This is a genomic window from Pseudomonas sp. 22189 (assembly GCF_052045635.1).
Lineage (GTDB): Bacteria > Pseudomonadota > Gammaproteobacteria > Pseudomonadales > Pseudomonadaceae > Aquipseudomonas > Aquipseudomonas parakoreensis.
This window is the reverse complement of record NZ_JBQEPG010000004.1, coordinates 291527-316033: the sequence shown is the minus strand read 5'-3', so window position 1 is coordinate 316033 and position 24507 is coordinate 291527. Positions and strand designations below refer to the sequence as shown.

Below are 24507 nucleotides of genomic sequence, written 5' to 3'. Positions count from 1 at the left end.
GAGAAATTATATGATTCAGACTCAATCCATGCTCGATGTGGCCGATAACAGCGGCGCTCGCCGTGTTATGTGCATCAAGGTGCTGGGTGGCTCCCATCGTCGTTACGCTGGTATCGGTGACATCATCAAAGTTACCGTGAAGGAAGCAATTCCTCGCGGTAAAGTGAAAAAAGGCCAAGTGATGACTGCTGTTGTAGTCCGCACTCGTCACGGCGTACGTCGTGCTGATGGCTCCATTATCCGCTTTGATGGCAACGCTGCTGTTCTTCTGAACAACAAGCAAGAGCCGATCGGCACCCGTATCTTTGGGCCAGTGACCCGTGAACTTCGTACTGAGAAGTTCATGAAGATCGTCTCGCTCGCCCCAGAAGTGCTGTAAGGAGATCCGACATGCAAAAGATTCGTCGTGACGACGAGATCATCGTGATCGCCGGCAAAGACAAAGGTAAGCGCGGTAAGGTGCTGAAGGTTCTTGCTGACAACCGTCTGGTTGTTGGTGGTCTGAACCTGGTCAAGCGTCATACCAAGCCTAACCCGATGTCGGGCGTACAGGGCGGTATCGTCGAGAAAGAAGCGCCACTGCACGCTTCCAACGTCGCCATCTTCAACGGCGAAACCAACAAGGCTGACCGCGTTGGTTTCAAAGTAGAAGACGGTAAGAAAATTCGTGTCTTCAAGTCGACCCAAAAAGCGGTTGATGCTTGAACACTGCTAGGTAGAAGACCATGGCACGACTAAAAGAGATTTACCGGAAGGAAATCGCTCCGAAACTTAAGGAAGAACTTAAGCTTTCGAACGTGATGGAAGTTCCGCGCGTTACCAAAATCACCCTGAACATGGGTCTGGGCGAAGCGATCGGCGACAAAAAAGTCATCGAGCACGCTGTTGCTGACCTGGAAAAGATCACCGGCCAAAAAGTCGTTGTGACCTACGCTCGTAAATCCATCGCTGGCTTTAAAGTCCGTGAAGGATGGCCGATCGGCGTCAAAGTGACTCTGCGCCGTGAGCGTATGTACGAGTTCCTGGATCGTCTGCTGTCGATCTCCCTGCCTCGGGTTCGCGACTTCCGCGGCCTGAATGCCAAGTCCTTCGATGGTCGTGGCAACTACAGCATGGGCGTGAAAGAGCAGATCATTTTCCCGGAAATCGACTACGACAAGATCGATGCTCTCCGCGGTCTGGACATTACCCTGACCACCACTGCCAAGAACGATGATGAAGGCCGCGCTTTGCTGCGTGCTTTCAAATTCCCGTTCCGCAACTGATTGGAGTAGGAAAATGGCCAAGAAGAGCATGAAAAACCGTGAGCTGAAGCGTCAGCTCACTGTTGCCAAGTACGCCGTCAAGCGTGCAGCGCTGAAAGCTATCATCGTTGATCTGAACGCAAGTCCAGAAGCGCGTTGGGAAGCGACCGTAGCTCTGCAGAAGCAACCACGTGACGCAAGCGCTTCGCGCATGCGTAACCGTTGCCGCCTGACTGGTCGTCCGCACGGCGTTTACCGCAAGTTCGGCCTGGGCCGTAACAAACTGCGTGAAGCGGCAATGCGCGGTGACGTTCCAGGTCTGGTTAAAGCCAGCTGGTAATCGCTGTCAAAGCCTTGATGGTCGGGGTCGCAAGAACCTGACCATCGGTGGCCTTGAATTTGAATCAAGCCCCTTTTGGGGCTTGATTCATTTCTGGGGTGTGTCTAGAATGACCGGCTCGCCTGAGCCCGTGTTTTTCGTGCCCGGAATTTCTCGGCGACAAGTAGTAGCCGCAAGGCTAATTTTTCTGTATTAGGAGCGTCTAGCCCATGAGTATGCAGGACCCGTTAGCGGACATGCTAACTCGAATCCGTAATGCCCAGATGGCTGAAAAGTCTGTCGTAAGCATGCCGTCTTCCACGTTGAAGGTGGCTGTAGCAAAAGTCCTGAAGGACGAAGGTTACATCGCGGATTTTCAGATCACCACCGACGCTAAGCCGTCGTTGTCCATCTCGCTGAAATACTTCGAAGGCCGTCCGGTCATCGAGGAAGTCAAGCGCGTTAGTCGTCCAGGCCTGCGTCAGTACAAGTCCGTTGAAGATCTGCCGAAAGTTCGTGGCGGTCTTGGCGTGTCTATCGTCTCCACCAACAAAGGTGTGATGACGGATCGTGCTGCGCGCGCTGCCGGTGTCGGCGGCGAAGTTCTTTGCACTGTGTTCTAAGGGGGGATAAGCATGTCTCGCGTCGCTAAGAACCCCGTTAAGCTGCCAGCCGGTGTCGAAGTCAAATTCGCAGGCCAACAGCTTTCGGTGAAGGGTGCCAAGGGTACTCTTGAACTGAACATCCATTCGTCCGTTGAGATCGTTGAAGAAGCTGGTGAGCTGCGTTTCGCTGCTCGCAATGGCGATCAACAGACTCGCGCAATGGCCGGTACCACGCGTGCGTTGGTAAACAACATGGTCCAAGGCGTAAGCCAAGGCTTCGAGCGCAAGCTCCAGCTGGTCGGTGTTGGTTACAAGGCGCAAGCAAAAGGTCAGGTGCTGAACCTGGCTCTTGGCTTCTCGCACCCAGTGGATTACGAACTGCCGCAAGGCATCACCGCTGAGACTCCTAGCCAGACCGATATCCTGATCAAGGGCATCGACAAGCAGCTGGTAGGTCAAGTGGCCGCTGAGATCCGCGACTTCCGTCCACCAGAGCCGTACAAAGGCAAAGGTGTGCGCTACGCGGACGAAGTCGTCCGTCGTAAAGAAGCCAAGAAGAAGTAGGGCATAGCAAATGACCGACAAAAAAGTTACTCGACTGCGTCGCGCTCGCAAAGCACGCCTGAAAATGCACGAACTCGAAGTCGTGCGTCTCTGCGTGTTCCGCTCGTCGCAGCACATCTACGCCCAGGTCATCTCGGCCGACGGCAACAAAGTCCTGGCAAGTGCCTCGACTTTGGATAAAGAACTGCGTGATGGCGCCACTGGCAACATCGACGCGGCCACAAAGGTTGGCCAGCTGGTCGCTACGCGTGCTAAGGCCGCTGGCGTCTCGCAAGTGGCTTTCGACCGCTCTGGCTTCAAGTACCATGGCCGCGTTAAAGCGCTGGCTGATGCTGCTCGTGAAGCTGGGCTGGAGTTCTAAGTTATGTCAAATAACGACCAAAAGCGCGACGAAGGCTACATCGAGAAGCTGGTTCAAGTTAACCGCGTAGCCAAAACCGTTAAAGGCGGCCGTATCTTCACTTTCACCGCGTTGACCGTGGTTGGTGATGGTAAAGGGCGTGTTGGCTTCGGCCGTGGCAAGTCGCGTGAAGTGCCTGCTGCGATCCAGAAGGCAATGGAAGCTGCTCGCCGCAACATGATTCAAGTTGACCTGAACGGCACCACCCTGCAGTACGCAATGAAGTCCGCTCACGGCGCTTCGAAGGTGTACATGCAGCCTGCTTCTGAAGGTACCGGTATCATCGCTGGCGGCGCTATGCGTGCTGTCCTCGAAGTTGCTGGCGTTCAGAACGTTCTGGCCAAGTGCTACGGCTCGACTAACCCGGTAAACGTGGTTCACGCCACTTTCAAGGGTCTGAAGGCTATGCAATCTCCTGAGTCCATTGCTGCCAAGCGTGGCCTGACTGTCAAGGAGATCTTCTGATCATGGCTACCGTTAAAGTTACGCTGATCAAAAGCATGACCGGCCGCATCCCTAACCACAAACTGTGCGTTAAGGGTCTGGGTCTGCGTCGCATCGGTCACACTGTAGAAGTCCAGGATACTCCCGAGAATCGCGGGATGATCAACAAGGCTTACTACATGCTGCGTGTCGAGGGTTAATCGATGAAACTCAATGATCTGAGTCCAGCGCCGGGTTCCCGTCGCGAAAAGCATCGTCCGGGCCGTGGTATCGGTAGCGGTTTGGGTAAGACTGGTGGCCGTGGCCACAAAGGTCAAACCTCCCGCTCCGGTGGCACTATTGCTCCAGGCTTTGAAGGCGGTCAACAGCCGCTGCATCGTCGCCTGCCGAAGTTCGGTTTCGTTTCCCTGAAAGCCATGGACCGCGCAGAAGTGCGTCTGTCCGAGCTGGCCAAAGTGGAAGGCGACATCGTCACCGTGCAGTCCCTGAAAGATGCCAACGTGATCAACGTCAACGTACAGCGTGTGAAAATCATGCTGTCCGGTGAAGTGACTCGCGCTGTCACTATCGGCAAGGGAATCGGCGCCACCAAAGGTGCGCGTGCGGCTATCGAAGCAGCTGGCGGCAAGTTCGAGGAATAAATGGCTAAGCAAGGTGCTCTCTCTGCGCTCGGCAAAGGCGGTATGTCTGAACTCTGGGCTCGTCTGCGTTTTCTGTTCCTGGCGATTATCGTCTACCGAATAGGCGCACACATCCCGGTTCCAGGTATCAACCCGGACCGACTCGCAGACCTGTTTCGACAGAATGAGGGGACCATTCTTAGCTTGTTCAACATGTTCTCCGGCGGCGCGCTGGAACGGATGAGCATCTTTGCACTGGGGATCATGCCGTACATTTCGGCATCGATCATCATGCAACTGATGACCGCCGTCAGCCCGCAGCTGGAGCAGTTGAAGAAGGAAGGTGAAGCTGGCCGTCGCAAGATCAGCCAGTACACCCGCTACGGCACCGTCGTTCTCGCTCTCGTTCAGGCTATTGGCATGTCCATTGGCTTGGCGGGGCAGGGCGTTGCGTTCACTGGTGACTTTGGCTTCCATTTCGTCGCGGTATCCACTTTTGTGGCTGGTGCGATGTTCATGATGTGGCTGGGTGAGCAGATTACTGAGCGTGGTGTAGGCAACGGTATCTCGATGTTGATTTTTTCGGGTATCGTCGCCGGTCTTCCGAGAGCAATCGGGCAGTCTTTCGAGTCTGCGCGTCAGGGTGATATCAATATCTTCGCCCTGGTTGCCATCGGTTTGCTGGCAGTAGCGATTATCGGTTTCGTGGTGTTCATTGAGCGTGGTCAGCGTCGTATCGCTGTTCACTACGCCAAGCGTCAGCAGGGCCGCAAGGTTTTTGCTGCGCAGACAAGCCACTTGCCGCTGAAGGTGAACATGGCCGGTGTTATTCCGGCTATTTTCGCGAGCAGCATTCTGCTGTTCCCGGCTTCGTTGGGTGCCTGGTTTGGTCAGTCTGAAGGTATGGGCTGGTTGCAGGACATCTCGCAGTCGATCGCTCCTGGTCAGCCGTTGAATATTCTGCTGTTTAGTGCAGGGATTATTTTCTTCTGCTTCTTCTATACGGCGTTGATGTTCAATCCGAAAGACGTAGCGGAAAACCTGAAGAAGTCCGGTGCCTTTATTCCGGGCATCCGTCCAGGTGAGCAGTCTGCACGCTATATTGATGGCGTTCTGACTCGCTTGACCATGTTCGGTGCTCTTTACATGACGGCCGTGTGCCTGTTGCCCCAGTTCCTGGTGGTTGCAGCAAACGTTCCGTTCTACCTTGGCGGGACCTCGTTGCTGATCGTGGTCGTGGTTGTGATGGACTTCATGTCCCAAGTACAATCGCACCTCGTTTCGCACCAGTACGAATCCCTGATGAAGAAAGCCAACCTGAAGGGTTACGGCAGCGGCATGTTGCGCTGAGTACCCATAAGGTTCGAGGAGTTGGTGATGAAAGTTCGTGCATCGGTGAAAAAGCTGTGCCGTAACTGCAAGATTATTCGCCGCGAAGGTGTTGTTCGAGTAATTTGCAGCGCGGAACCGCGTCACAAACAGCGCCAAGGCTGAGTGTGATTGTGCTTCAAGCCCGGCAGCTAGTGCGCTGCCGGGTTGATTATTTGTTATTACAGCGATATTATCTCGCGCCCTATTTCTTGGCTTCCGGGGCGTAGGTAGCTGTCAATTGGAGTCCCACTGAATGGCCCGTATTGCAGGCGTTAACATTCCAGATAACAAGCATACTGTTATCTCGCTGACCTACATCTATGGTGTCGGTCGCACTACTGCGCAGAAAATCTGTGCAGACACTGGGGTAAACCCAGCAGCAAAGATCAAAGATCTGAGCGACGAGCAAATTGAACAGCTGCGTGGCGAAGTGGCGAAGTTCACCACTGAAGGTGACCTGCGTCGCGAAATCAACATGAAAATCAAGCGCTTGATGGACCTCGGTTGCTATCGCGGTCTGCGTCATCGTCGCGGTCTTCCAGTACGCGGTCAGCGTACCAAGACCAACGCGCGTACCCGTAAAGGTCCGCGTAAGCCGATCCGCAAGTAATCGCCCCAGCGAATCGACAGGAATTTAATCATGGCAAAACCTGCTGCTCGTCCTCGTAAAAAAGTTAAAAAGACAGTGGTTGATGGCATCGCCCACATCCATGCTTCTTTTAACAACACCATCGTGACCATTACCGACCGTCAAGGTAACGCTCTTTCCTGGGCTACCTCCGGTGGTTCGGGTTTCCGCGGTTCCCGCAAGTCCACCCCGTTCGCTGCTCAAGTAGCCGCTGAGCGTGCTGGTCAAGCTGCGCTGGAATACGGCCTGAAAAACCTCGACGTTAACGTCAAGGGTCCAGGTCCAGGTCGTGAATCCGCAGTCCGCGCTTTGAACGGCTGTGGCTACAAGATCGCCAGCATCACCGACGTGACGCCAATCCCGCACAACGGGTGCCGTCCGCCGAAGAAGCGCCGCGTGTAATCCAGGAGATTGTAAAGAATGGCTCGTTACATTGGTCCAAAATGCAAACTCGCTCGTCGCGAAGGCACCGATCTCTTCCTGAAGAGCGGCGTGCGCGCGATCGAATCGAAGTGCAACATTGAAGCAGCACCTGGTATCCACGGCCAACGCCGCGGTCGCCAGTCCGACTACGGCACCCAACTGCGTGAAAAGCAGAAGGTCCGTCGTATCTACGGCGTTCTCGAGCGTCAGTTCAGCGGCTACTACAAAGAAGCTGCTGGCAAGAAAGGTGCAACCGGTGAAAACCTGCTGCAACTGCTCGAATGCCGTCTGGACAACGTTGTATACCGTATGGGCTTTGGTTCGACTCGTGCCGAATCCCGTCAGCTGGTATCGCACAAGTCGATCAGCGTTAACGGTCAGACCGTAAACGTTCCGTCGTATCAGGTTCGTGCTGGTGACGTGGTCGCAGTTCGCGAGAAAGCAAAAAACCAACTTCGCATTGTCCAAGCTCTCGATCTGTGTGCCCAACGTGGCCGCGTAGAATGGGTAGAAGTAGACACTGAGAAGAAGTCGGGCGTTTTCAAGAACGTTCCTGCTCGCAGTGATCTGTCCGCCGACATCAACGAAAGCCTGATTGTCGAGCTCTACTCCAAGTAAGGGCTAGAAAATAGGTGCATCCATGCAGATTTCGGTAAATGAGTTCCTGACACCCCGCCACATTGATGTGCAGGTTGTCAGTCCAACCCGCGCCAAGATCACTCTCGAGCCTCTCGAGCGTGGTTTTGGCCACACCCTGGGCAACGCGCTGCGCCGCATCCTGTTGTCCTCAATGCCCGGCTGCGCAGTAGTCGAGGCCGAGATTGACGGTGTGCTCCACGAGTACAGCGCCATCGAAGGTGTACAGGAAGACGTAATTGAAATCCTGTTGAACCTTAAAGGTCTGGCCATCAAGCTGCACGGTCGTGACGAAGTTACGCTGACCTTGTCGAAGAAGGGTTCGGGGGTGGTTACCGCTGCCGATATTCAGCTGGATCATGATGTCGAGATCGTTAACCCCGATCACGTAATCGCTAACCTGGCGTCTAACGGCGCCCTGAACATGAAGCTCACCGTAGCTCGTGGTCGTGGTTATGAACCAGCCGACTCGCGTCAGAGCGATGAAGACGAAAGCCGCAGCATTGGTCGCTTGCAGCTCGACTCTTCGTTCAGCCCGGTTCGCCGTATCGCATACGTGGTGGAAAACGCCCGTGTCGAGCAGCGTACCAACCTGGACAAGCTGGTTATTGATCTGGAAACCAACGGTACTCTGGATCCTGAAGAGGCTATCCGCCGCGCTGCAACCATCCTGCAACAGCAGTTGGCTGCGTTCGTCGACCTCAAAGGTGACAGTGAGCCAGTGGTTGTCGAGCAGGAAGACGAGATCGATCCGATCCTGCTTCGCCCGGTTGACGATCTGGAACTGACTGTACGTTCGGCTAACTGCCTTAAGGCGGAAAACATCTACTACATCGGCGACCTGATTCAGCGTACCGAAGTAGAGCTGTTGAAGACTCCGAACCTGGGTAAGAAATCCTTGACTGAAATCAAGGACGTTCTGGCCTCCCGCGGTCTGTCCCTCGGCATGCGCCTCGACAACTGGCCGCCTGCAAGTCTTAAGAAGGACGACAAGGCGACTGCCTGATCGTCGTAATCACCGAACGTAGTGTTTGGTAAGGAATGAACCATGCGTCATCGTAAAAGTGGGCGTCACCTGAGCCGCACCAGCTCGCACCGCAAGGCCATGTTCCAGAACATGGCGGTGTCGTTGTTCGAGCACGAGCTGATCAAGACTACTCTGCCAAAAGCCAAAGAACTGCGCCGCGTTGCCGAGCCGCTGATCACTCTGGCCAAGACAGACAGCCTGGCTAACCGCCGTCTGGCTTTCGACCGTACTCGTTCGAAAGCTATCGTTGGTAAGCTCTTCAACGACCTGGGCAAGCGTTACGCTACCCGTGAGGGTGGCTACCTGCGCATCCTCAAGTGCGGTTTCCGCGCTGGCGACAACGCGCCTATGGCGTACGTCGAGTTGGTTGATCGTGCTACTGCTGGCGAAGCTGTATCCGCCGAGTAAGACGTCAGTCTGAAACGAAAAACCGGGCCTAGTGCCCGGTTTTTTGTGCCCGCAAGAAAATGCGCTGTTCGTACAAGCTTCTGACATTGTTCTGTTGTCACTATGTGTTGGGAAACATAATTAGTAATTATCTATCGATGACTACAAGTTAATGAATTTGTAGGTGTTACACCGATGATCAATACTTCCCAGCAAGCCGATTAGCCGGCAGTTTCAAGACTGACAGAGGAAGAAGACCGTATGAGCCAGATCAAAACGCTTACGACCGCCAGTGGCGCACCTGTTGCTGATAACCAGAATTCTCGCTCCGCCGGCCCTCGTGGCCCGCTGCTGCTCGACGATTTTCACCTGATCGAGAAGCTTGCCCATTTCAACCGTGAAAACATTCCTGAGCGTCGTGTGCACGCCAAGGGTTCAGGTGCTTACGGTACATTCACCGTGACCTGCGATATCACTGAGTACACCAGCGCCAGACTGTTTGAGTCCGTGGGCAAGCAAACCCCGACGTTCCTGCGCTTCTCCACTGTAGGCGGTGAGCGCGGCTCGGCCGACACCGAGCGTGATCCACGTGGTTTCGCCCTGAAGTTCTACACCGAGGAAGGCAACTGGGACATCGTTGGCAACAACACTCCGGTGTTCTTCATCCGTGATCCGTTGAAGTTTCCTGACTTTATCCACACCCAGAAGCGTCTGCCGCAGAGCAACCTGAAAAGCGCGCAAATGATGTGGGACTTCTGGTCGCATTCGCCTGAAGCGCTGCATCAGGTGACCATTCTGTTTTCGGATCGTGGGATTCCCGACGGCTATCGTCATATGCATGGCTTTGGCAGCCACACCTACAGCCTGATCAACGCTCGAGGCGAGCGTCACTGGGTGAAATGGCACTACAAGACCCAGCAAGGGATCAAGAACCTCGCGCCGGCCGAGGCTGCGCGTCTCGCGGGTACCGATCCGGATTACGCTCAGCGTGACCTGTTCGAGGCCATCGAGCGTGGTGACTTCCCGAAATGGCGCGTGTGCATTCAGATCATGACTGAGGCTCAGGCTGCAGCGCACTATGAGAACCCGTTCGACGTGACCAAGACCTGGTCGCAGAAGGAGTTCCCGCTGATCGAAGTCGGCGAACTGGAGCTGAACCGCAACCCGCTCAACTATTTCGCCGAAGTCGAGCAAGCCGCATTCGGTCCAAGCAATATGGTGCCAGGTGTTGGTCTGTCGCCGGATCGCATGCTGCAAGGTCGCGTATTCGCTTACGCCGATGCACACCGCTACCGCGTCGGCACCAACCACCAGCAATTGCCGGTCAATGCGCCGCGCAGCCCGGTCAATACGTACCAGCGCGACGGCTCGATGGCGTTCGGCAGCAACGGTGGTGCAGCGCCTAACTATGAGCCCAACAGCTACGTGGAATCACCGAAGCAGGCGCCGCGTTATGCTGAGCCTTCGTTGGCCTTGAGCGGTCCGGCAGATCGTTACGATCATCGCGAGGACAGCGATTACTACAGCCACGCCGGTGCGTTGTTCCGATTGATGAATGACGAACAGAAAGCGCTTCTGGTCAGCAATATCGCCGGCGCCATGAGCGGTGTTTCACCCGACGTGGTTGACCGTCAGTTGCAGCATTTCTTCAAAGCCGATCCGGCGTATGGAGAAGCAATCGCAAAGCTGCTGGACGTACAGCTTAACGAAGTCTAAACGAGAAGCAGAACCGCCCTCATTGAGGGCGGTTTTTGCGTTATTTAGCCAACTTTTCTCAGAACTTCTTCGCTTTTATTGCGCGAAACGGGTGACCTTCCGGTCAGCTTGGTTCAAACTACAGACTTTCAAGCAGGGAGATGTAGGGCGATGCAAGGCCACCCAGACGTTATCGATTACCTCAACACGTTGCTGACCGGCGAACTGGCCGCGCGTGACCAATATTTTGTGCACTCGCGGATGTATGAGGACTGGGGTTTCACCAAGCTCTACGAACGAATCAACCATGAGATGGAAGAAGAAGCCGGTCACGCCGACGCACTGATGCGCCGGATCCTGATGCTCGAAGGCACGCCGCGCATGCGTCCGGACGATCTCGACGTCGGTACCACCGTGCCGGAGATGCTCGAAGCCGATCTGCGTCTCGAGTACAAAGTTCGCGCCGCTCTATGCAAAGGCATTGAGTTGTGCGAGCAGCACAAGGATTACGTCAGTCGCGAGATCCTGCGTGTTCAGCTCAACGACACCGAAGAAGATCACACCTACTGGCTGGAAAAGCAGTTGGGCCTGATCAAACTCATCGGTCTCGAGAATTACCTGCAATCGCACACCTGATTGCGCAGACACAAATAAAGCCCCTGTCACTGTACAAGTGACAGGGGCTTTTTCATGCCCTCAGATCAGGCCCGATCGCGAATCAACAATGGCTTGAGGTAGTGACCGGTGTGAGATTGCTTCATCTCGGCCACTTCCTCCGGCGTGCCGGTGGCGATGATCTGCCCACCCTTGGAGCCGCCTTCCGGCCCCAGGTCCACCAGCCAGTCGGCGGTCTTGATCACGTCCAGGTTGTGTTCGATCACCACCACCGTGTTGCCGTGGTCGCGCAGGCGATGCAACACATCGAGCAATTGCTGGATATCCGCGAAATGCAGGCCGGTGGTCGGCTCGTCGAGGATATACAGGGTCTTGCCGGTGTCACGCTTGGACAGCTCGCGAGACAGCTTGACCCGCTGCGCTTCACCACCGGACAGCGTGGTCGCAGACTGCCCGAGCTTGATGTACGACAGGCCCACATCCATCAACGTCTGCAGCTTGCGCGCCAGCGCAGGCACCGCGTCGAAGAACTCCCGTGCCTCCTCGATAGTCATCTCGAGGGTTTCGTGGATGCTCTTGCCCTTGTATTTGATCTCAAGGGTTTCGCGGTTGTAGCGCTTGCTCTTGCACACATCGCACGGCACGTAGATATCCGGCAGAAAGTGCATTTCGACCTTGATCAGACCATCGCCCTGACAGGCCTCGCAGCGCCCGCCCTTGACGTTGAACGAGAAACGCCCAGGGCCGTAACCACGGGAGCGCGATTCGGGCACACCGGCAAACAGTTCGCGGATGGGGGTGAACAGCCCGGTGTAGGTCGCCGGGTTGGAGCGCGGCGTGCGGCCGATCGGGCTCTGGTCAATATCGACGACCTTGTCGAGATGCTCCAGGCCCTTGATGCTGTCATGCGCGGCCGCTTCCAGCGTGGTGGCACCGTTGAGCGCAGTAGCGCTCAACGGGAACAGCGTGTTGTTGATCAGCGTGGATTTGCCGGAACCGGAAACGCCGGTCACGCAGGTCAGCAGGCCGATCGGGATTTCCAGATCGACATTGCGCAGGTTGTTGCCGCGCGCGCCTTTGAGCGACAGCGTCAGCTTCTTGTTGCGCGGCGTGCGTTTGGCCGGCACTTCGATCTTCACCCGGCCCGACAGGTATTTACCGGTCAGCGAGTCCGGGTGCGCCATGACTTCGGCGGGCGTTCCTTCCGCCACGATCTGCCCGCCATGCACGCCGGCACCCGGGCCGATATCCACTACATAGTCGGCCAGGCGAATCGCGTCTTCATCGTGCTCGACCACAATCACCGTGTTGCCGATATCGCGCAGGTGCTTGAGGGTGCCGAGCAAGCGGTCGTTATCGCGCTGGTGCAGGCCAATGGACGGTTCGTCGAGGATGTACAGCACCCCGACCAGCCCGGCGCCGATCTGGCTGGCCAGACGAATCCGCTGTGCCTCGCCGCCGGACAAAGTGTCAGCGCTGCGGTCGAGAGACAGATAGTCCAGGCCGACGTTGACCAGAAACTGCAGACGTTCGCGGATTTCCTTGAGGATCTTGTCGGCGATCTCGCCACGCCGCCCGGTCATTTTCAGCTCGCCGAAGTACTCGCAGGCATCGCCGATCGGCAGGTTGGTCACCGCCGGCAGGGTTTTCTCGCCGACCCAAACGTGCCGCGCTTCACGACGCAGACGGGTACCTCGGCAATCCGGGCAAGCCTGGGTGCTGAGAAACTTGGCCAGCTCTTCGCGGACGCTGGCCGATTCGGTTTCGCGGTAGCGACGCTCAAGGTTCGGCACGATGCCTTCGAACGGGTGCGAACGTTTGACGATGTCGCCGCGGTCGTTGAGGTACTTGAAGTCGACATTCTGTGAGCCGCTGCCGTGCAGGATGTGCTTCTGCTGTTCGGCGGTCAGTTCGTTGAATGGCTTCTCCAGGCTGAACTTGTAGTGCGAGGCCAGTGAGCCGAGCATCTGGAAGTAGTAGACGTTGCGCCGGTCCCAGCCGCGAATCGCGCCCTCGGCCAGGGTCAGTTCACCATTGACCAGGCGCTTGATGTCGAAGAACTGCTTCACGCCCAGACCATCGCAGGTCGGGCAGGCGCCGGCGGGGTTGTTGAAGGAGAACAGCTTCGGTTCCAGTTCGCTGATCGCGTGGCCGCAGATCGGGCAGGCAAAACGCGCGGAGAAGATCATCTCTTCACCCGGTTCATCGTCCATCGGCGCTACCAAGGCAATGCCGTCCGCCAGCTTTAGAGCGGTTTCGAACGATTCGGCCAGGCGCTGCTGCAGGTCGGCACGGACCTTGAAACGGTCGACGATGACATCGATCGAGTGCTTCTTCTGTTTGTCCAGTTTCGGCAGCTCGTCGAGCTCGCAGATGCGGCCATTGACCCGCGCCCGAACGAAGCCTTGGGCGCGCAGCTCTTCGAAAACCGACAGGTGCTCGCCCTTGCGTTCGCGAATAACCGGCGCCAGCAACATCAGCTTGCTGCCTTCCGGCTGCGCCAGCACCAGGTCAACCATCTGGCTGACGGTCTGCGCTTCCAGCGGAATGTCATGATCCGGGCAGCGTGGCGTACCGACGCGTGCATACAGCAAACGCAGGTAGTCGTAGATTTCGGTGATGGTGCCGACCGTGGAGCGCGGGTTGTGCGAGGTCGACTTCTGCTCGATGGAGATGGCCGGCGACAAACCTTCAATGGTGTCGACGTCGGGTTTTTCCATCATCGACAGGAACTGTCGGGCGTAGGCCGACAGGGATTCGACATAGCGGCGCTGACCTTCGGCGTACAGCGTGTCGAAGGCCAGGGACGACTTGCCGGATCCGGACAGGCCGGTGATGACGATCAGTTTGTCCCGTGGCAGGGTCAGGTCGATGTTCTTCAGGTTGTGGGTACGGGCCCCACGTATCAGGATCTTGTCCAAAGTGGCCTCGCTCGGCGGGCGTCGAAAACGTAGGAGTATACGGGCAAATACTGGATGGATGCACACTATCAAACGAAGGGTTTTTTGCCTTGCATGAAGAGAGTTTCATCTATACGCGTCATAGCGTCGCGATATACCCCGTCTTTCGATGGGACTGGTAGAATCGCCGCCGGTTCACACGAGGTTTTTCCATGCACGATCCCCACAGCGAACGCATGAGTGGCAGCGAGACCCGCGCAGCGAGCGGTCTGGCCCTGGTGTTCGCCTTCCGTATGCTTGGCATGTTCATGGTGTTGCCGGTCCTGGCGACCTACGGCATGGACCTGGCGGGAGCGACCCCGGCCCTGATCGGGCTGGCGATTGGCGCTTACGGCCTGACCCAGGCGATTTTCCAGATTCCGTTCGGGATCATTTCCGACCGCATCGGCCGGCGTCCGGTGATTTTCCTCGGGCTGGTGGTCTTCGCCCTCGGCAGTGTGCTGGCGGCTCAGGCCGATTCGATCTGGGGCGTGATTGCCGGACGCATCCTGCAGGGCGCCGGGGCGATTTCTGCGGCGGTGATGGCGTTGCTTTCCGACCTGACCCGTGAACAACACCGCACCAAAGCCATGGCCATGATTGGCATGACCATCGGTCTGTCGTTCGCCGTGGCGATGGTGGTCGGGCCGTTGTTGACCCGGGCCTTCGGCCTGTCCGGACTGTTTCTCGCCACCGGCGGCATGGCGCTGGTCGGCATCCTGATCATTATGTTCATGGTGCCGAAATCCACCGGGCCGCTGAGCCATCGTGAATCCGGCGTGGCGCGTCAGGCCTTGATGCCGACACTCAAGCATCCGGATCTGTTGCGCCTGGACCTCGGCATCTTTGTGTTACATGCCATGTTGATGTCCAGCTTCGTTGCCTTGCCGCTGGCACTGGTGGAAAAAGCCGGGTTGCCCAAGGAGCAGCACTGGTGGGTCTATCTCACCGCGCTGCTGATCTCTTTCTTCGCCATGATTCCGTTCATCATCTACGGCGAGAAGAAACGCAAAATGAAACGAATTTTGCTTGGCGCCGTCCTGACGCTGATGCTCACTGAGCTATTCTTCTGGCAGTTCGGTGACAGCTTGCGGGCGCTGGTGATCGGCACGGTGGTATTCTTCACCGCGTTCAATCTGCTGGAGGCTTCGTTGCCGTCGCTGATCAGCAAGGTTTCACCGGCAGGCGGGAAGGGCACGGCGATGGGCGTGTATTCCACCAGCCAATTCCTCGGTTCGGCACTCGGCGGGATACTCGGCGGCTGGCTGTTTCAGCATGGCGGTCTGTCGGTTGTCTTCCTCGGATGTGCCGGGCTGGCTGCCATCTGGCTGGCCTTTGCTGTTACCATGCGCGAACCACCCTATGTGACGAGCCTGCGCTTGCCGTTATCGCCCGAGGCGATCCGCGAAGCGGGTCTGGTCGAGCGCCTCAAGGCCCTCGTAGGGGTAACAGATGCAGTGATAGTTGCTGATGAAGCAGCTGTTTACATCAAACTGGACAAAGAATTAGTGGATCGCGACACCCTCGAACGCCTGGTGAACAACCCGGCCGAGGCTGCTTGCGAAGCCTAGGAGAACGTTATGGCCCGTGGGGTTAACAAAGTCATATTGGTCGGCACTTGCGGCCAGGATCCCGAAGTTCGCTACCTGCCTAACGGTAACGCCGTGACCAACCTGAGTCTGGCAACCAGCGAACAGTGGACCGACAAGCAAACCGGTCAGAAGGTCGAGAAGACCGAATGGCACCGTGTTTCGATGTTCGGCAAGGTTGCGGAAATCGCCGGCGAGTACCTGCGTAAAGGTTCGCAGGTGTACATCGAAGGCAAGCTGCAGACCCGCGAGTGGGAAAAAGACGGTATCAAGCGTTACACCACTGAAATCGTGGTCGACATGCAAGGCACCATGCAACTGCTCGGCGGCCGTCCACAACAGGGCGACCAACAAGGCGGTGGCAACAACTACCAGCAGCAGGCGCCACGTCAACAGGCTCCGCGTCCGCAGCAATCGGCTCCGCAACAGCGTCCGGCCCCGGCTCCACAGCAGGCCGCACCGCAACCGGCTCCGGATTTCGACAGCTTCGATGACGACATCCCGTTCTGATTGGATGCTGCATCCACGCTGAATAAAAAAGGCCCGTCGTTCAAAACGATGGGCCTTTTTTGTGGGAGCGGATGCATGCCTCAGTCGAGGATCAGGTGCGGCAGAAACCGGCTCGAATCCTTGGTAATCAGACTATTGTCCTCCCGCACGCCGATCCCAGCCGCCTGATCACCAATCACCCAAGAGCCGATCAGCGCGTAGCTGTCGTCGAACTTCGGCAATGGCGCAAATTCCTGCAGGATGAATGGCGCATCGGTGTAGGGCCCGTCTTCTTTGACGATCAGACCTTCTGCCGTGTGCAGTTCGATATTGGCGCCTTCCCGGGAGAAGTACGGTTTGCGTACCCAGCCCTTGGGCACCGCGCTGCCCGGATTCGGGTCGAGGTGCGCGGCGAGCAGATTCGGGTGGCCTTTATGAAACTCCCATAGCAGGGGCAGGGCGCCCTTGTTGGAGAGAATGGATTTCCATGCCGGTTCGAAAAACTGTGTATCGCACTTGGCAATCGCCGCACCGAACGGCTCGTGGAAGATGAATTCCCAGGCGTGCAGTTTGAACAGGTGCGGGATCCAGCGATCCTCAAGGTCAACGAAGCGACCCTCGGCGGTCAGGCCGATGTCTTCGATGTCGATGTGCCGGGATTCGATGCCGACCTTTTCCGCGATCAGGCGCAGGTAGTCGGTCGTGCCTTTGTCCTCGACCGAGTCTTTCATCGAGGCGAAGTAGAACGGACGCTTGAGTTGCAACTCGGCAAACGCCTGATGCAGCCTGGTATCGATGCTGTTGAACTGGTCGGCGTGGCGCGGCAACATTCCGCGCTCGATGCATTGTTCCAGCCAACCCCACTGAAACGCCGCCGCCTCATAGAGGCTGGTCGGCGTGTCGTAGTTGAGCTCCAGCAGTTTGGCAGGGCCATTGCCGCTGTAGGAAAAGTCCATGCGTCCGTACAGATGCGGATGACCTTCCAGCCAGGAAGTACGAATCATGTCGTAGTACGACGCCGGGATGCTCAGGCGATCCAGCAGCTCTTCGCTGTGCACCACGCGGTCGACCAGATCCATGCACATCTCATGCAGTTCGGTGGTCGGGTCCTCCAGATCGTTTTCGATCTGCGCGAGCGTGAACTGGTAGTAGGCGCTTTCGTCCCAGTACGGCTCGTCGTCGATGGTGTGGAACAGAAAGCCGAGGCTCTCGGCTGTCTGTTTCCAGTCTGGGCGCTCGGCGCAGTGGATCTTTTTCATGGTCAGCTGCTCGAGCGTCCGGAACTGCTGCCCCAGCCACCCCAACCGCTGCGAGCGGAAGACTGGCTGCCGAAGCCGCCACGGGAGGTCGACGAGGCGACGTTCACCGGTTTGCTTTTGCTGCTCTCGTAGTCCGGTTGACTGCGCGGCGCCGATTCGATTCTGCGGTACTGCGTCGAAGTGTTGTAGGTCTGGCGCGTATCGCGATCGCGATAGACCGTGCGGTTGGCGTTGTTGCTCATCGCATTGCCGATCAGCCAGCCCGTGAGCCAACCGTTGCCGCCACCAGAGGCGTGGGAAGTGCTTTGCGCGTTCTGCGCAGCCGCTGTTTCACCGGCAGGCATCTGCGCGTTGGCAAGCGCATTCAGGTCCTGCGGGGACTCGCCGTTCTGCGGTACCTTGAAACCGCCGAGTTTGGGCACGAAGCGGCCGTCGGAGTTCTTCTGGCACCAGTCGGCGGCGAAGTCAGCGTCGCACGTGGCCTTGTCGGCGTAGGCCGGGGCAATGCGTCGGTGCTCGGTCAATGCCGCGACGTAGGCGTTGGAGCAGACATCGGCGGCCACTTCGGCGCCGACGCACTCCTCGACCGATTGGAAGCGTTGCTGATCCTGCGCGGCAACCTCGCCGGAAATCCCCAGCGCCACCGAAGCGGCGAGGGACAGTTGAACGTACTTGCTGCGTTTCATCGAAGGCTTCCTGCCGATCAGTTGGACGGGGTCATGCACGCGGCATTGAGCATGCCGACACTGATAGCCACTGCGGCCACGTAGATACCCGAAGCGATTTCACCGTTGGCGATCCGCTTGGAGGTGCCTTTGAGAACCAGGCCGGTGGCGAGGAACGCGAGCAATTGCACCACCGCCGCAATCACTGCCCACAGCACGAAATCGAGGACGTTGACCGAAAACGCGATGACATTGCTGGCCGGAATCGCAAAACCGATGATCGCGCCGGACAAAGCGATCGCGGCAGCGATGTTGCCGGAGCGGATCAGCTCAAATTCTTTGTGGGGCGTGATGCGCGTGTAGACGAACTGAAACAGCATGAACAGCAGCACAGCGCCGATCAGGTAGACGACGAAACCGACCAGCGCGGTCTTGTTCAGGGAAACGGCCAGCACTTCCAGCATGGAAAACGTCCTTTTTAAATGGTGCTCAGATCAGTCGTGTACAGCGAAATACCCAGCGAGGTGCTCAGGCTGACGGTGCCTTCTTCGTCTTGTTCGACGGAGAACAGCAGCAATTCGCGGCGATCGGTCAGACCGGTCTCGCGCGCATAAAGCATGGAGTGGTGTTCGATGGTGTAACTCTCGTCCGGATTGACCACGTGTTCGGTCAGCGGGACCAGTTCGGTCTGGCCCAGTTCGGTGCCCCATTCGCGGCTGTACTGGACGCCGTCGTGAGTGTAGGTCGGCAGGCCGATCGGGCTTGCAGGACCAGCCAGGCGCTGGAGCTCGGCGTCACTGTTGACGGTCACGTAGTTGAGATAGTTGAACAGGGTGACCGACTCGATCTGGTCGTCACCGGTGACGTGGATCTGCAGCCAGAAATCCTCGTTGTTGAGGTAGTAGCGATGCAGTTTGTTGGATTGGCCAAGGTCGATCCAGCCAGCGCTCCAGATTGCCTCTGCCGCCGGAACCTGCACCGAGGTGCTGCCATCAAGCAGTAAGGCCAGGGTCGAATCGAATCGCACGCCTTTGCCCTGTGCCATTCCGAGTGGGCCGCCGGCTACCGGAGCGGGCGCAGCCGGCTGCCAGTTGCTGGTGCCCAGCAAATCTTTTAACCATCCCATGGGTACATTCCTTGAGCCGGGTGGAGGTGTTCGTTGGTAAAAAAAACGTCGCTAGTGTACCGGGCCGGGCGGCGAACGAGCAGGCAAAATGCAAATATTCTGGGTGCAAAAAACCTGTAAGAGCTGCCGCAGGCTGCGATCTTTTNCTGGATTGAAGATCAAAAGATCGCAGCCTGCGGCAGCTCCTACAGGAGAGCGATTTTACTGCGCGGACTTCTGTTTCAGACGCTCAAGAATCGCATTGGCGCTGCCTTCGTTCGGCGTGATGCCGGCGTCGCGCAGTTTGCGTTCCAGGTCGTTGCCGGTCGAAGCGTCGGCCAGTTCGTCGGCGGCGCTCAGCTCGGCAGCGCGTTGCTGCTGCTTGGCCTGCAGACGGTTCAGGGTGCCGACGGCGGTTTCCAGTTTGCCGTTGGCGCCGCCGCTGGCGATGGACGCGCTGACCTGCGCCTTCTGCACGCTTTCACGGGCCTTGGCCATGTCCACCTGCTGGCGCAGGCTCTTGATTCGCGACTCGGCCTTGGTGATGTCCTTGCGCATGTTTTCGGCGTAGGTGCCGAACTCGTCGCTCTGGGCTTTCTCGGCGGTCAGGTCGTTGGTCAGGGTCGAAATCGCTTCGGCCACTTCCATGGCCAGGTCTTCGCGGCCGGCGTTCAGCGCGGCAACCGCCTTGGCTTCCAGGTCCTTGATCTTCGCGTCGTACTCGCTCACGCGGTCGGCGGCCAGCTTGTGCTTGGCCATGATGGTGACCAGCTCGCGGCGGGCGTTCGACAGCGCGGTGTCGGCGTCGCGGATTTCCTGATCGAGGATGCGCAGGGCCTGCTGGTCGACGATCGCTTCGCCGACTTCATTGGCGCCGCCGCGCAGAGCGGTGAACAACTTGCTCCAGATGGACTGAGTCATTGGATATTCCCTGTTGATTACTTGAAGAAGTGTTCGAAGGCTTCGCTCGCGCGTTGCACGTTGTCGACCAGAGTTTTCACCTCGGTGACGACGTTGGTCAGGCTCGAGTCGGCGCTGAGAGCGCCAAACATGTTGTAAACGGTCTGACCGTTGGGCATCGACTCGATGCCGATCGACGACAGCGGGAACATTTCCCGGCTGCGCAGCACGGCATCGTTGAAGGCGCGCACGTCAGTGATCGAATCGATGTCCACCAGCACGGTGTCGACGATGATCTGCTGACCGGCCACGGCGATGTGAATCGGCAGACCGCCGAATTCGTTCATTTCCAGCTTGATGCTGGGTTCGGAGCTCTGGATCAGAGACAGCGTGATCTCGTGCGAAGCCACCTCGTCCAGTGCCTTGAGGGCGTTGAAGAGGCTATCGATGTTCCAGTTGTTGCCTGCGCTCATGTAATTCTCCGACATGAATGAGCCAGCCAGAATCGGTTGGCGTAGCTGTTGCTCCATCTGCTTGAGCAAGCTTCGGTTTTCCGGAAGCACCCAAGTTTCGTGTTTCACATAACCGGCGGCAGCCAGGCCCGCGCGCATCTGCTTCATGTAGAAGCTCGACGGTTTTTTCGCGGACGGTTTCGAGCGCTCTCCCTTTGGGCTCTCTGACGCAACAGTGGGGGAGCGGCTTTTCATGGCAATGACTCCGTTATGAACATCTCACGCGTGAGCCACACTACAACCAATTCAAAGTGCCATCAATGGCTCACGCGTGAGATTTTCATGACAGACGAAAAAACGCCCGCAACGTGGCGGGCGCAAGTTTTTACCGGGTGTGTCGTGATGGATCAGCGCCCCAGAAACTCCTCGGCCGAGACCACGCTGGCGTAAGCGAAACCCAGTGCCGACATGAATGCCGCGTGGACCTGAGCGGCAGGCACCGTGACCCCGTTGAACTCCAGGTCACGGCAGGCGCAGGCGTCGTGGATTACCGTGACGCCGTAGCCCAGGTCGGCCGCCGCACGGCTGATGCCGTCGATGCACATGTGGCTCATGCTGCCGACAATCACCAGATCCCTGATGCCTTGTTCATCGAGAATCGATTGCAGCTCGGTCTCCCGGAACGAATTGACGAAGTGCTTGAGCACCACCGGTTCGTCCGGACGATTGAGTACTTTGGGATGCAGTTTTGCGCCGTCCGAGCCCGGGGTGAAAAACGGTGCGTCGGCCGAAGTGAATTCGTGGCGAATGTGCACCACCGGATCGCCCGCTTCGCGGAACGCGGCGAGCAGCCGTGCGGCGTTGTCGGCGGCGGCTTCAGCCCCCACCAGCGGCCACTTGCCTTGGGGGAAGTAGTCGTTCTGGATATCGACTACGATGAGCGCTTGTCTGGTCATGGTGTGTCCTCGATGCATGGGCTGGAAGTGGATTCAGTATTGGCGCTGGCCGACGTTTCGAGGATTGGCCGGACCGACAATAAGCAGGGGAAAACTGACATGGGCGCAGAAAGGGCCGCCACGGTGGAACTGGGCGTACTGATGTACCCCGGCGTACAACTGGCGGCGGTGCATGGGCTGAACGATCTGTTTGCGGTCGCCAACCGGATAGCTGCCGAGCGTCAGGCGGCGCAGTTACCGGTGCTGCGCGTCAGTCACTGGAAAGCCGACGCCGCGCAGACGCCGCAGCGGGTGTACGACAGTCATCCCGGCGCTGACAGTCATTTGCTGGCAGTGCTGATTCCACCGTCCCTCGGCAGTTTTTCTGCGGCCAGCGTTTCAGCGCAATGGTTGCAATGGCTGCGTGATCAGCATGCCCGTGGTGCAACCCTCGGCGGTGTCTGTGTGGGGTCGATGCTGCTGGCCGAAAGCGGCCTGCTCGACGGGCGTAGCGCCACCACGCACTGGACCTCGGCCAAGGCGTTTGCCGAGCGTTATCCGAACATCCGGCTCAAGGCGGATACGCCGATTGTCGATGACGGCGACTTGATCACCACTGCCGGGCTGATGGCTTGGTCGGAGCTGGGTTTGCGCCTGGTCGACCGGCTGCTCGGGCCGAGCATCGCCAGCGGCACCGCGCGCTTTCTGGTGATGGAACACAGCGACAGCGCCAGTGCCTGCGGGAGCAATTTTGCACCGATCCTCAGTCATGGCGACGCGGCGATTCTCAAGGTTCAGCATTGGCTGCAAAGCACTGGCGCCACTGATGTTTCGCTGACCTCGATGGCAGAGCGGGCGGGGCTGGAGGAGCGCACGTTTCTGCGTCGTTTCCGTGCGGCGACCGGGTTGAAACCCACCGAATATTGCCAGCATCTGCGGGTTGGCAAGGCGCGAGAACTGCTCGAATTCACCAATGGCACCATCGACCACATTGCATGGACGGTGGGCTATCAGGACCCGGGAGCGTTTCGCGCGATCTTCAAGAAAATCACCGGGCTGACGCCAAGTGATTATCGGGCGCGGTTTGGTGTCTCGGGATAGTCCAGACACGCCATGACCTGTGGGAGCAAGCCCCCACCCACATTGAAATCTGGGGCTGCTGAAATCGTGCAAATTACCGGGCCCTGGCGCCCGGTCGTGCAGATTGAAACGGGCTTGATGCCATCACGTTTTCGGCAAGCATTTGATTTGCCGAAGTTTTCCACAGCCCCCCGATTGGCCTGATCTCTGCACCGCTCATCACTCCATTCACCCATCCGCTGCAAGGGGGACGCATGACCCCGACGCCAGGCAGAAAAATCGTCGTCGCGCACTCGGTGCGCGCTGGCGCGCCACACCATGAAGTGCAGACCAACAAGGCGCTGGCCCGTTGGCTGGCGCAGATTCTCGGGCTCAGATTTGCTGGCAGCTACGTCCCGGAACAACACCGCGGTCGTGATCTGTACTGGCTGCCGACGCAAACCATTGTCGGCGCCGGACAGGCACAGGCCTTGGGCATCAAAAGCGCGGATGATTTATGGGGCGGATTCGTCGAACACGATTTCATCTGCACCAAAGCCATCAGTCACGGCCTGCGCAGCCATCTGGCCCACGCGCCGCAAGGCTGGGCGCCGCAGTTCTGTGAGCGTGTGCGCGACGTGGTGCTCGATGGCTTGACCGTGTTTGCCCTGGAAGACGCGCGGCCCGCCGCCGAGCACTTGCTGTACAGCGGCCCCATTCGCCTCAAGCCGATTCACGCTTGTGCCGGTCGCGGTCAGGAAGTTATCAACAGCCTCGACGCGTTCGACGAGGTCCTCGCTCGAGTGGATGCAGCAGCGTTGTTCCGCGATGGCGTGGTGCTGGAGCAGGACTTGAGCAAGGTCGTCACCCACAGCGTCGGTCAGTCATTCATCGGCGGCAAGGTGCTGAGCTACTGCGGTGATCAATACTTGACTCAGGACGCCCATGGCGAGGACGTCTACGGCGGTTCGAATCTGCTGGTGGTGCAGGGCGGTTACGATCAGTTGCTGGCGCTGGATTTAGCGGATGACGTGCGGCTGGCCATCGAGCAGGCGCGAATGTTTGACCGGGCGGCAGACGAAGCCTACCCGGGTTTCTATGCCTCGCGGCGCAACTACGACATCGCTCAAGGCCTGGACAGCGATGGCAAACCGCGCAGCGGTGTGCTCGAACAATCCTGGCGCATGGGCGGTGCCAGCAGCGCTGAACTGGCCGCGCTGCAGAGCTTCGTCAACGCTCCGCAGATGCGGGCGATCCGTGTGTCGACCGTAGAAACCTACGGTGATCAAAGCCTGCCGGCGGACGCCATCGAAATCTATCGCGGCCCGGCCGAGAACAGCGACTTTCTCCTCAAATACGTAACGGTCAAATCCTATGACGGCTAGAAGCGAAAGCATTCAGATCGACATTGATGACGAACAGATGAGCGGGACGTTTCTCAGTCCCAAATCGAAAGTCCCCGGCGTGTTGTTTGTGCACGGCTGGGGTGGCAGCCAGGAGCGTGATCTGGAACGCGCCAAGGGCATCGCCGGGCTGGGTTGTGTGTGCCTGACCTTCGACCTGCGCGGACACACCGGTGGCACCGGCATTCCGCTGACCCGGGTCACGCGCGAAGACAACTTGCGTGACTTGCTCGCGGCCTACGATCGCCTGTTGGCGCATCCGGCGCTCGACACCTCGGCGATTGCGGTAGTCGGCACCAGTTATGGCGGCTATCTCGCGTCGATTCTCACCTCGCTGCGCCCGGTGCGCTGGCTGGCGTTGCGGGTGCCGGCGCTGTATCGCGACGAGCAATGGCATACGCCCAAGCGTGATCTGGACAAGGCTGATCTGCGTGACTATCGGGCGACGCTGGTGCGTGCCGACAGTAACCGCGCCTTGCACGCCTGTTCGCAGTTCACCGGGGATGTGTTGTTGGTGGAATCGGAAACCGATGACTACGTGCCCCACGCCACGATCATGAGTTATCGCGCCGCGTGTCAGCAGACGCATTCGCTGACGCACCGGATCATCGACGGTGCTGACCATGCGCTGAGCGACCCGGTTTCGCAGCAGGCCTATACCTCGATTCTGGTGGACTGGATTACCGAGATGGTGGTCGGGGAGCGGTTGAGCATTATTCAGTCCACTTGAACAC

Annotated in this window: 32 protein-coding genes; 24 read left to right on the top strand and 8 right to left on the bottom strand. The window is 58.1% G+C overall.

Going from position 1 to position 24507, the window contains the following annotated elements; translation table 11 throughout:
- The first annotated feature begins 10 nt into the window (after nt 1-10).
- From rplN to bfr, 19 genes are all read left to right on the top strand, one after another.
- On the top strand, nt 11-379 hold the full coding sequence (rplN, locus tag ACTJKS_RS06330) for a 50S ribosomal protein L14 (protein WP_002555479.1): 369 nt from the start codon (nt 11-13) through the stop codon (nt 377-379).
- 11 nt (nt 380-390) lie between these two features.
- On the top strand, nt 391-705 hold the full coding sequence (rplX, locus tag ACTJKS_RS06325; protein WP_003186046.1) for a 50S ribosomal protein L24: 315 nt from the start codon (nt 391-393) through the stop codon (nt 703-705).
- A gap of 20 nt (nt 706-725) precedes the next feature.
- A complete protein-coding gene (gene rplE, locus ACTJKS_RS06320; RefSeq protein ID WP_003210069.1) occupies nt 726-1265 on the top strand; it encodes a 50S ribosomal protein L5 in 540 nt (179 codons plus the stop codon).
- Nucleotides 1266-1278: 13 nt separating this feature from the next.
- Nucleotides 1279-1584 (top strand): 30S ribosomal protein S14, encoded by a 306-nt coding sequence (gene rpsN / locus ACTJKS_RS06315; RefSeq protein ID WP_007955639.1) that lies wholly within the window; start codon nt 1279-1281, stop codon nt 1582-1584.
- 209 nt (nt 1585-1793) lie between these two features.
- On the top strand, nt 1794-2186 hold the full coding sequence (rpsH, locus tag ACTJKS_RS06310; protein WP_007966178.1) for a 30S ribosomal protein S8: 393 nt from the start codon (nt 1794-1796) through the stop codon (nt 2184-2186).
- Nucleotides 2187-2198: 12 nt separating this feature from the next.
- Nucleotides 2199-2732, top strand: coding sequence for a 50S ribosomal protein L6 (rplF, locus tag ACTJKS_RS06305; protein WP_007966176.1), 534 nt, complete (start codon nt 2199-2201; stop codon nt 2730-2732).
- Between the two features lie 10 nt (nt 2733-2742).
- Nucleotides 2743-3093 (top strand): 50S ribosomal protein L18, encoded by a 351-nt coding sequence (gene rplR / locus ACTJKS_RS06300; protein WP_003186037.1) that lies wholly within the window; start codon nt 2743-2745, stop codon nt 3091-3093.
- A 3-nt stretch (nt 3094-3096) separates the two neighbouring features.
- Nucleotides 3097-3597, top strand: coding sequence for a 30S ribosomal protein S5 (rpsE, locus tag ACTJKS_RS06295; protein WP_003176409.1), 501 nt, complete (start codon nt 3097-3099; stop codon nt 3595-3597).
- Nucleotides 3598-3599: 2 nt separating this feature from the next.
- The gene (rpmD, locus tag ACTJKS_RS06290) at nt 3600-3776 is read left to right on the top strand and encodes a 50S ribosomal protein L30 (RefSeq protein ID WP_003176408.1); all 177 of its coding nucleotides are present in this window, start codon (nt 3600-3602) and stop codon (nt 3774-3776) included.
- A 3-nt stretch (nt 3777-3779) separates the two neighbouring features.
- Nucleotides 3780-4217: a 50S ribosomal protein L15 gene (rplO, locus tag ACTJKS_RS06285; protein ID WP_003228720.1), complete on the top strand. Its 438-nt coding sequence runs from the start codon at nt 3780-3782 to the stop codon at nt 4215-4217.
- Nucleotides 4218-5546, top strand: a complete 1329-nt coding sequence (gene secY, locus ACTJKS_RS06280; RefSeq protein ID WP_003228718.1) for a preprotein translocase subunit SecY — start codon at nt 4218-4220, stop codon at nt 5544-5546. It abuts the gene before it with no gap.
- A gap of 27 nt (nt 5547-5573) precedes the next feature.
- Nucleotides 5574-5690: a 50S ribosomal protein L36 gene (gene rpmJ / locus ACTJKS_RS06275; protein WP_002555468.1), complete on the top strand. Its 117-nt coding sequence runs from the start codon at nt 5574-5576 to the stop codon at nt 5688-5690.
- Nucleotides 5691-5820: 130 nt separating this feature from the next.
- Nucleotides 5821-6177 (top strand): 30S ribosomal protein S13, encoded by a 357-nt coding sequence (gene rpsM / locus ACTJKS_RS06270; protein ID WP_008374135.1) that lies wholly within the window; start codon nt 5821-5823, stop codon nt 6175-6177.
- Nucleotides 6178-6207: 30 nt separating this feature from the next.
- Nucleotides 6208-6597, top strand: coding sequence for a 30S ribosomal protein S11 (gene rpsK / locus ACTJKS_RS06265; RefSeq protein ID WP_002555466.1), 390 nt, complete (start codon nt 6208-6210; stop codon nt 6595-6597).
- A gap of 18 nt (nt 6598-6615) precedes the next feature.
- Nucleotides 6616-7236 carry a 30S ribosomal protein S4 gene (gene rpsD / locus ACTJKS_RS06260; protein ID WP_003176404.1) on the top strand — a complete coding sequence of 207 codons (621 nt, stop codon included), beginning with the start codon at nt 6616-6618 and terminating at the stop codon, nt 7234-7236.
- Between the two features lie 22 nt (nt 7237-7258).
- Entirely contained in the window at nt 7259-8260 is a 1002-nt protein-coding gene (locus ACTJKS_RS06255; RefSeq protein ID WP_003186012.1) for a DNA-directed RNA polymerase subunit alpha, read from the top strand.
- A gap of 42 nt (nt 8261-8302) precedes the next feature.
- Nucleotides 8303-8689, top strand: coding sequence for a 50S ribosomal protein L17 (gene rplQ / locus ACTJKS_RS06250; RefSeq protein WP_003176402.1), 387 nt, complete (start codon nt 8303-8305; stop codon nt 8687-8689).
- 240 nt (nt 8690-8929) lie between these two features.
- Nucleotides 8930-10384, top strand: coding sequence for a catalase (locus tag ACTJKS_RS06245; protein WP_108183963.1), 1455 nt, complete (start codon nt 8930-8932; stop codon nt 10382-10384).
- 150 nt (nt 10385-10534) lie between these two features.
- Entirely contained in the window at nt 10535-10999 is a 465-nt protein-coding gene (gene bfr, locus ACTJKS_RS06240; protein ID WP_003228714.1) for a bacterioferritin, read from the top strand.
- A 65-nt stretch (nt 11000-11064) separates the two neighbouring features.
- On the opposite strand, the gene uvrA is transcribed toward bfr, so the two are convergent.
- Complete coding sequence (uvrA, locus tag ACTJKS_RS06235; protein WP_003228713.1) at nt 11065-13899, bottom strand: excinuclease ABC subunit UvrA; 2835 nt, start codon at nt 13897-13899, stop codon at nt 11065-11067.
- 191 nt (nt 13900-14090) lie between these two features.
- On the opposite strand from uvrA, the gene ACTJKS_RS06230 reads away from it, so the two are divergent.
- Both ACTJKS_RS06230 and ACTJKS_RS06225 read left to right on the top strand, forming a co-directional pair.
- Entirely contained in the window at nt 14091-15488 is a 1398-nt protein-coding gene (locus ACTJKS_RS06230) for an MFS transporter (protein ID WP_086794949.1), read from the top strand.
- 9 nt (nt 15489-15497) lie between these two features.
- A complete protein-coding gene (locus ACTJKS_RS06225; RefSeq protein ID WP_007966163.1) occupies nt 15498-16016 on the top strand; it encodes a single-stranded DNA-binding protein in 519 nt (172 codons plus the stop codon).
- An 80-nt stretch (nt 16017-16096) separates the two neighbouring features.
- Here ACTJKS_RS06225 and ACTJKS_RS06220 read toward each other — a convergent pair whose 3' ends face one another.
- The 7 genes from ACTJKS_RS06220 to ACTJKS_RS06190 all read right to left on the bottom strand — a co-directional run bounded on the left by ACTJKS_RS06220 (nt 16097) and on the right by ACTJKS_RS06190 (nt 21332).
- Complete coding sequence (locus ACTJKS_RS06220) at nt 16097-17254, bottom strand: glutathionylspermidine synthase family protein (RefSeq protein ID WP_108183957.1); 1158 nt, start codon at nt 17252-17254, stop codon at nt 16097-16099.
- A 2-nt stretch (nt 17255-17256) separates the two neighbouring features.
- Entirely contained in the window at nt 17257-17940 is a 684-nt protein-coding gene (locus ACTJKS_RS06215) for a DUF1190 domain-containing protein (protein ID WP_108183956.1), read from the bottom strand.
- 17 nt (nt 17941-17957) lie between these two features.
- Nucleotides 17958-18383, bottom strand: coding sequence for a DUF350 domain-containing protein (locus ACTJKS_RS06210; protein ID WP_041074455.1), 426 nt, complete (start codon nt 18381-18383; stop codon nt 17958-17960).
- Nucleotides 18384-18397: 14 nt separating this feature from the next.
- Nucleotides 18398-19045, bottom strand: a complete 648-nt coding sequence (locus tag ACTJKS_RS06205) for a DUF2491 family protein (RefSeq protein ID WP_041074457.1) — start codon at nt 19043-19045, stop codon at nt 18398-18400.
- Between the two features lie 201 nt (nt 19046-19246).
- Entirely contained in the window at nt 19247-19945 is a 699-nt protein-coding gene (locus ACTJKS_RS06200) for a PspA/IM30 family protein (RefSeq protein WP_041074459.1), read from the bottom strand.
- Nucleotides 19946-19962: 17 nt separating this feature from the next.
- Nucleotides 19963-20631: a YjfI family protein gene (locus tag ACTJKS_RS06195; protein ID WP_041074461.1), complete on the bottom strand. Its 669-nt coding sequence runs from the start codon at nt 20629-20631 to the stop codon at nt 19963-19965.
- 152 nt (nt 20632-20783) lie between these two features.
- Nucleotides 20784-21332 carry a cysteine hydrolase family protein gene (locus tag ACTJKS_RS06190; protein ID WP_108183955.1) on the bottom strand — a complete coding sequence of 183 codons (549 nt, stop codon included), beginning with the start codon at nt 21330-21332 and terminating at the stop codon, nt 20784-20786.
- A 99-nt stretch (nt 21333-21431) separates the two neighbouring features.
- Here ACTJKS_RS06190 and ACTJKS_RS06185 point away from each other — a divergent pair, with 99 nt between their 5' ends.
- The 3 genes from ACTJKS_RS06185 to ACTJKS_RS06175 all read left to right on the top strand — a co-directional run bounded on the left by ACTJKS_RS06185 (nt 21432) and on the right by ACTJKS_RS06175 (nt 24503).
- Nucleotides 21432-22412 (top strand): GlxA family transcriptional regulator, encoded by a 981-nt coding sequence (locus ACTJKS_RS06185; RefSeq protein ID WP_108184440.1) that lies wholly within the window; start codon nt 21432-21434, stop codon nt 22410-22412.
- A 233-nt stretch (nt 22413-22645) separates the two neighbouring features.
- Nucleotides 22646-23755, top strand: a complete 1110-nt coding sequence (locus ACTJKS_RS06180; RefSeq protein ID WP_198760327.1) for a DUF3182 family protein — start codon at nt 22646-22648, stop codon at nt 23753-23755.
- Nucleotides 23745-24503, top strand: a complete 759-nt coding sequence (locus ACTJKS_RS06175) for an alpha/beta hydrolase family protein (protein ID WP_047296890.1) — start codon at nt 23745-23747, stop codon at nt 24501-24503. Before ACTJKS_RS06180 ends, ACTJKS_RS06175 begins: the two co-directional genes overlap by 11 nt.
- Nucleotides 24504-24507 lie beyond the last annotated feature (4 nt).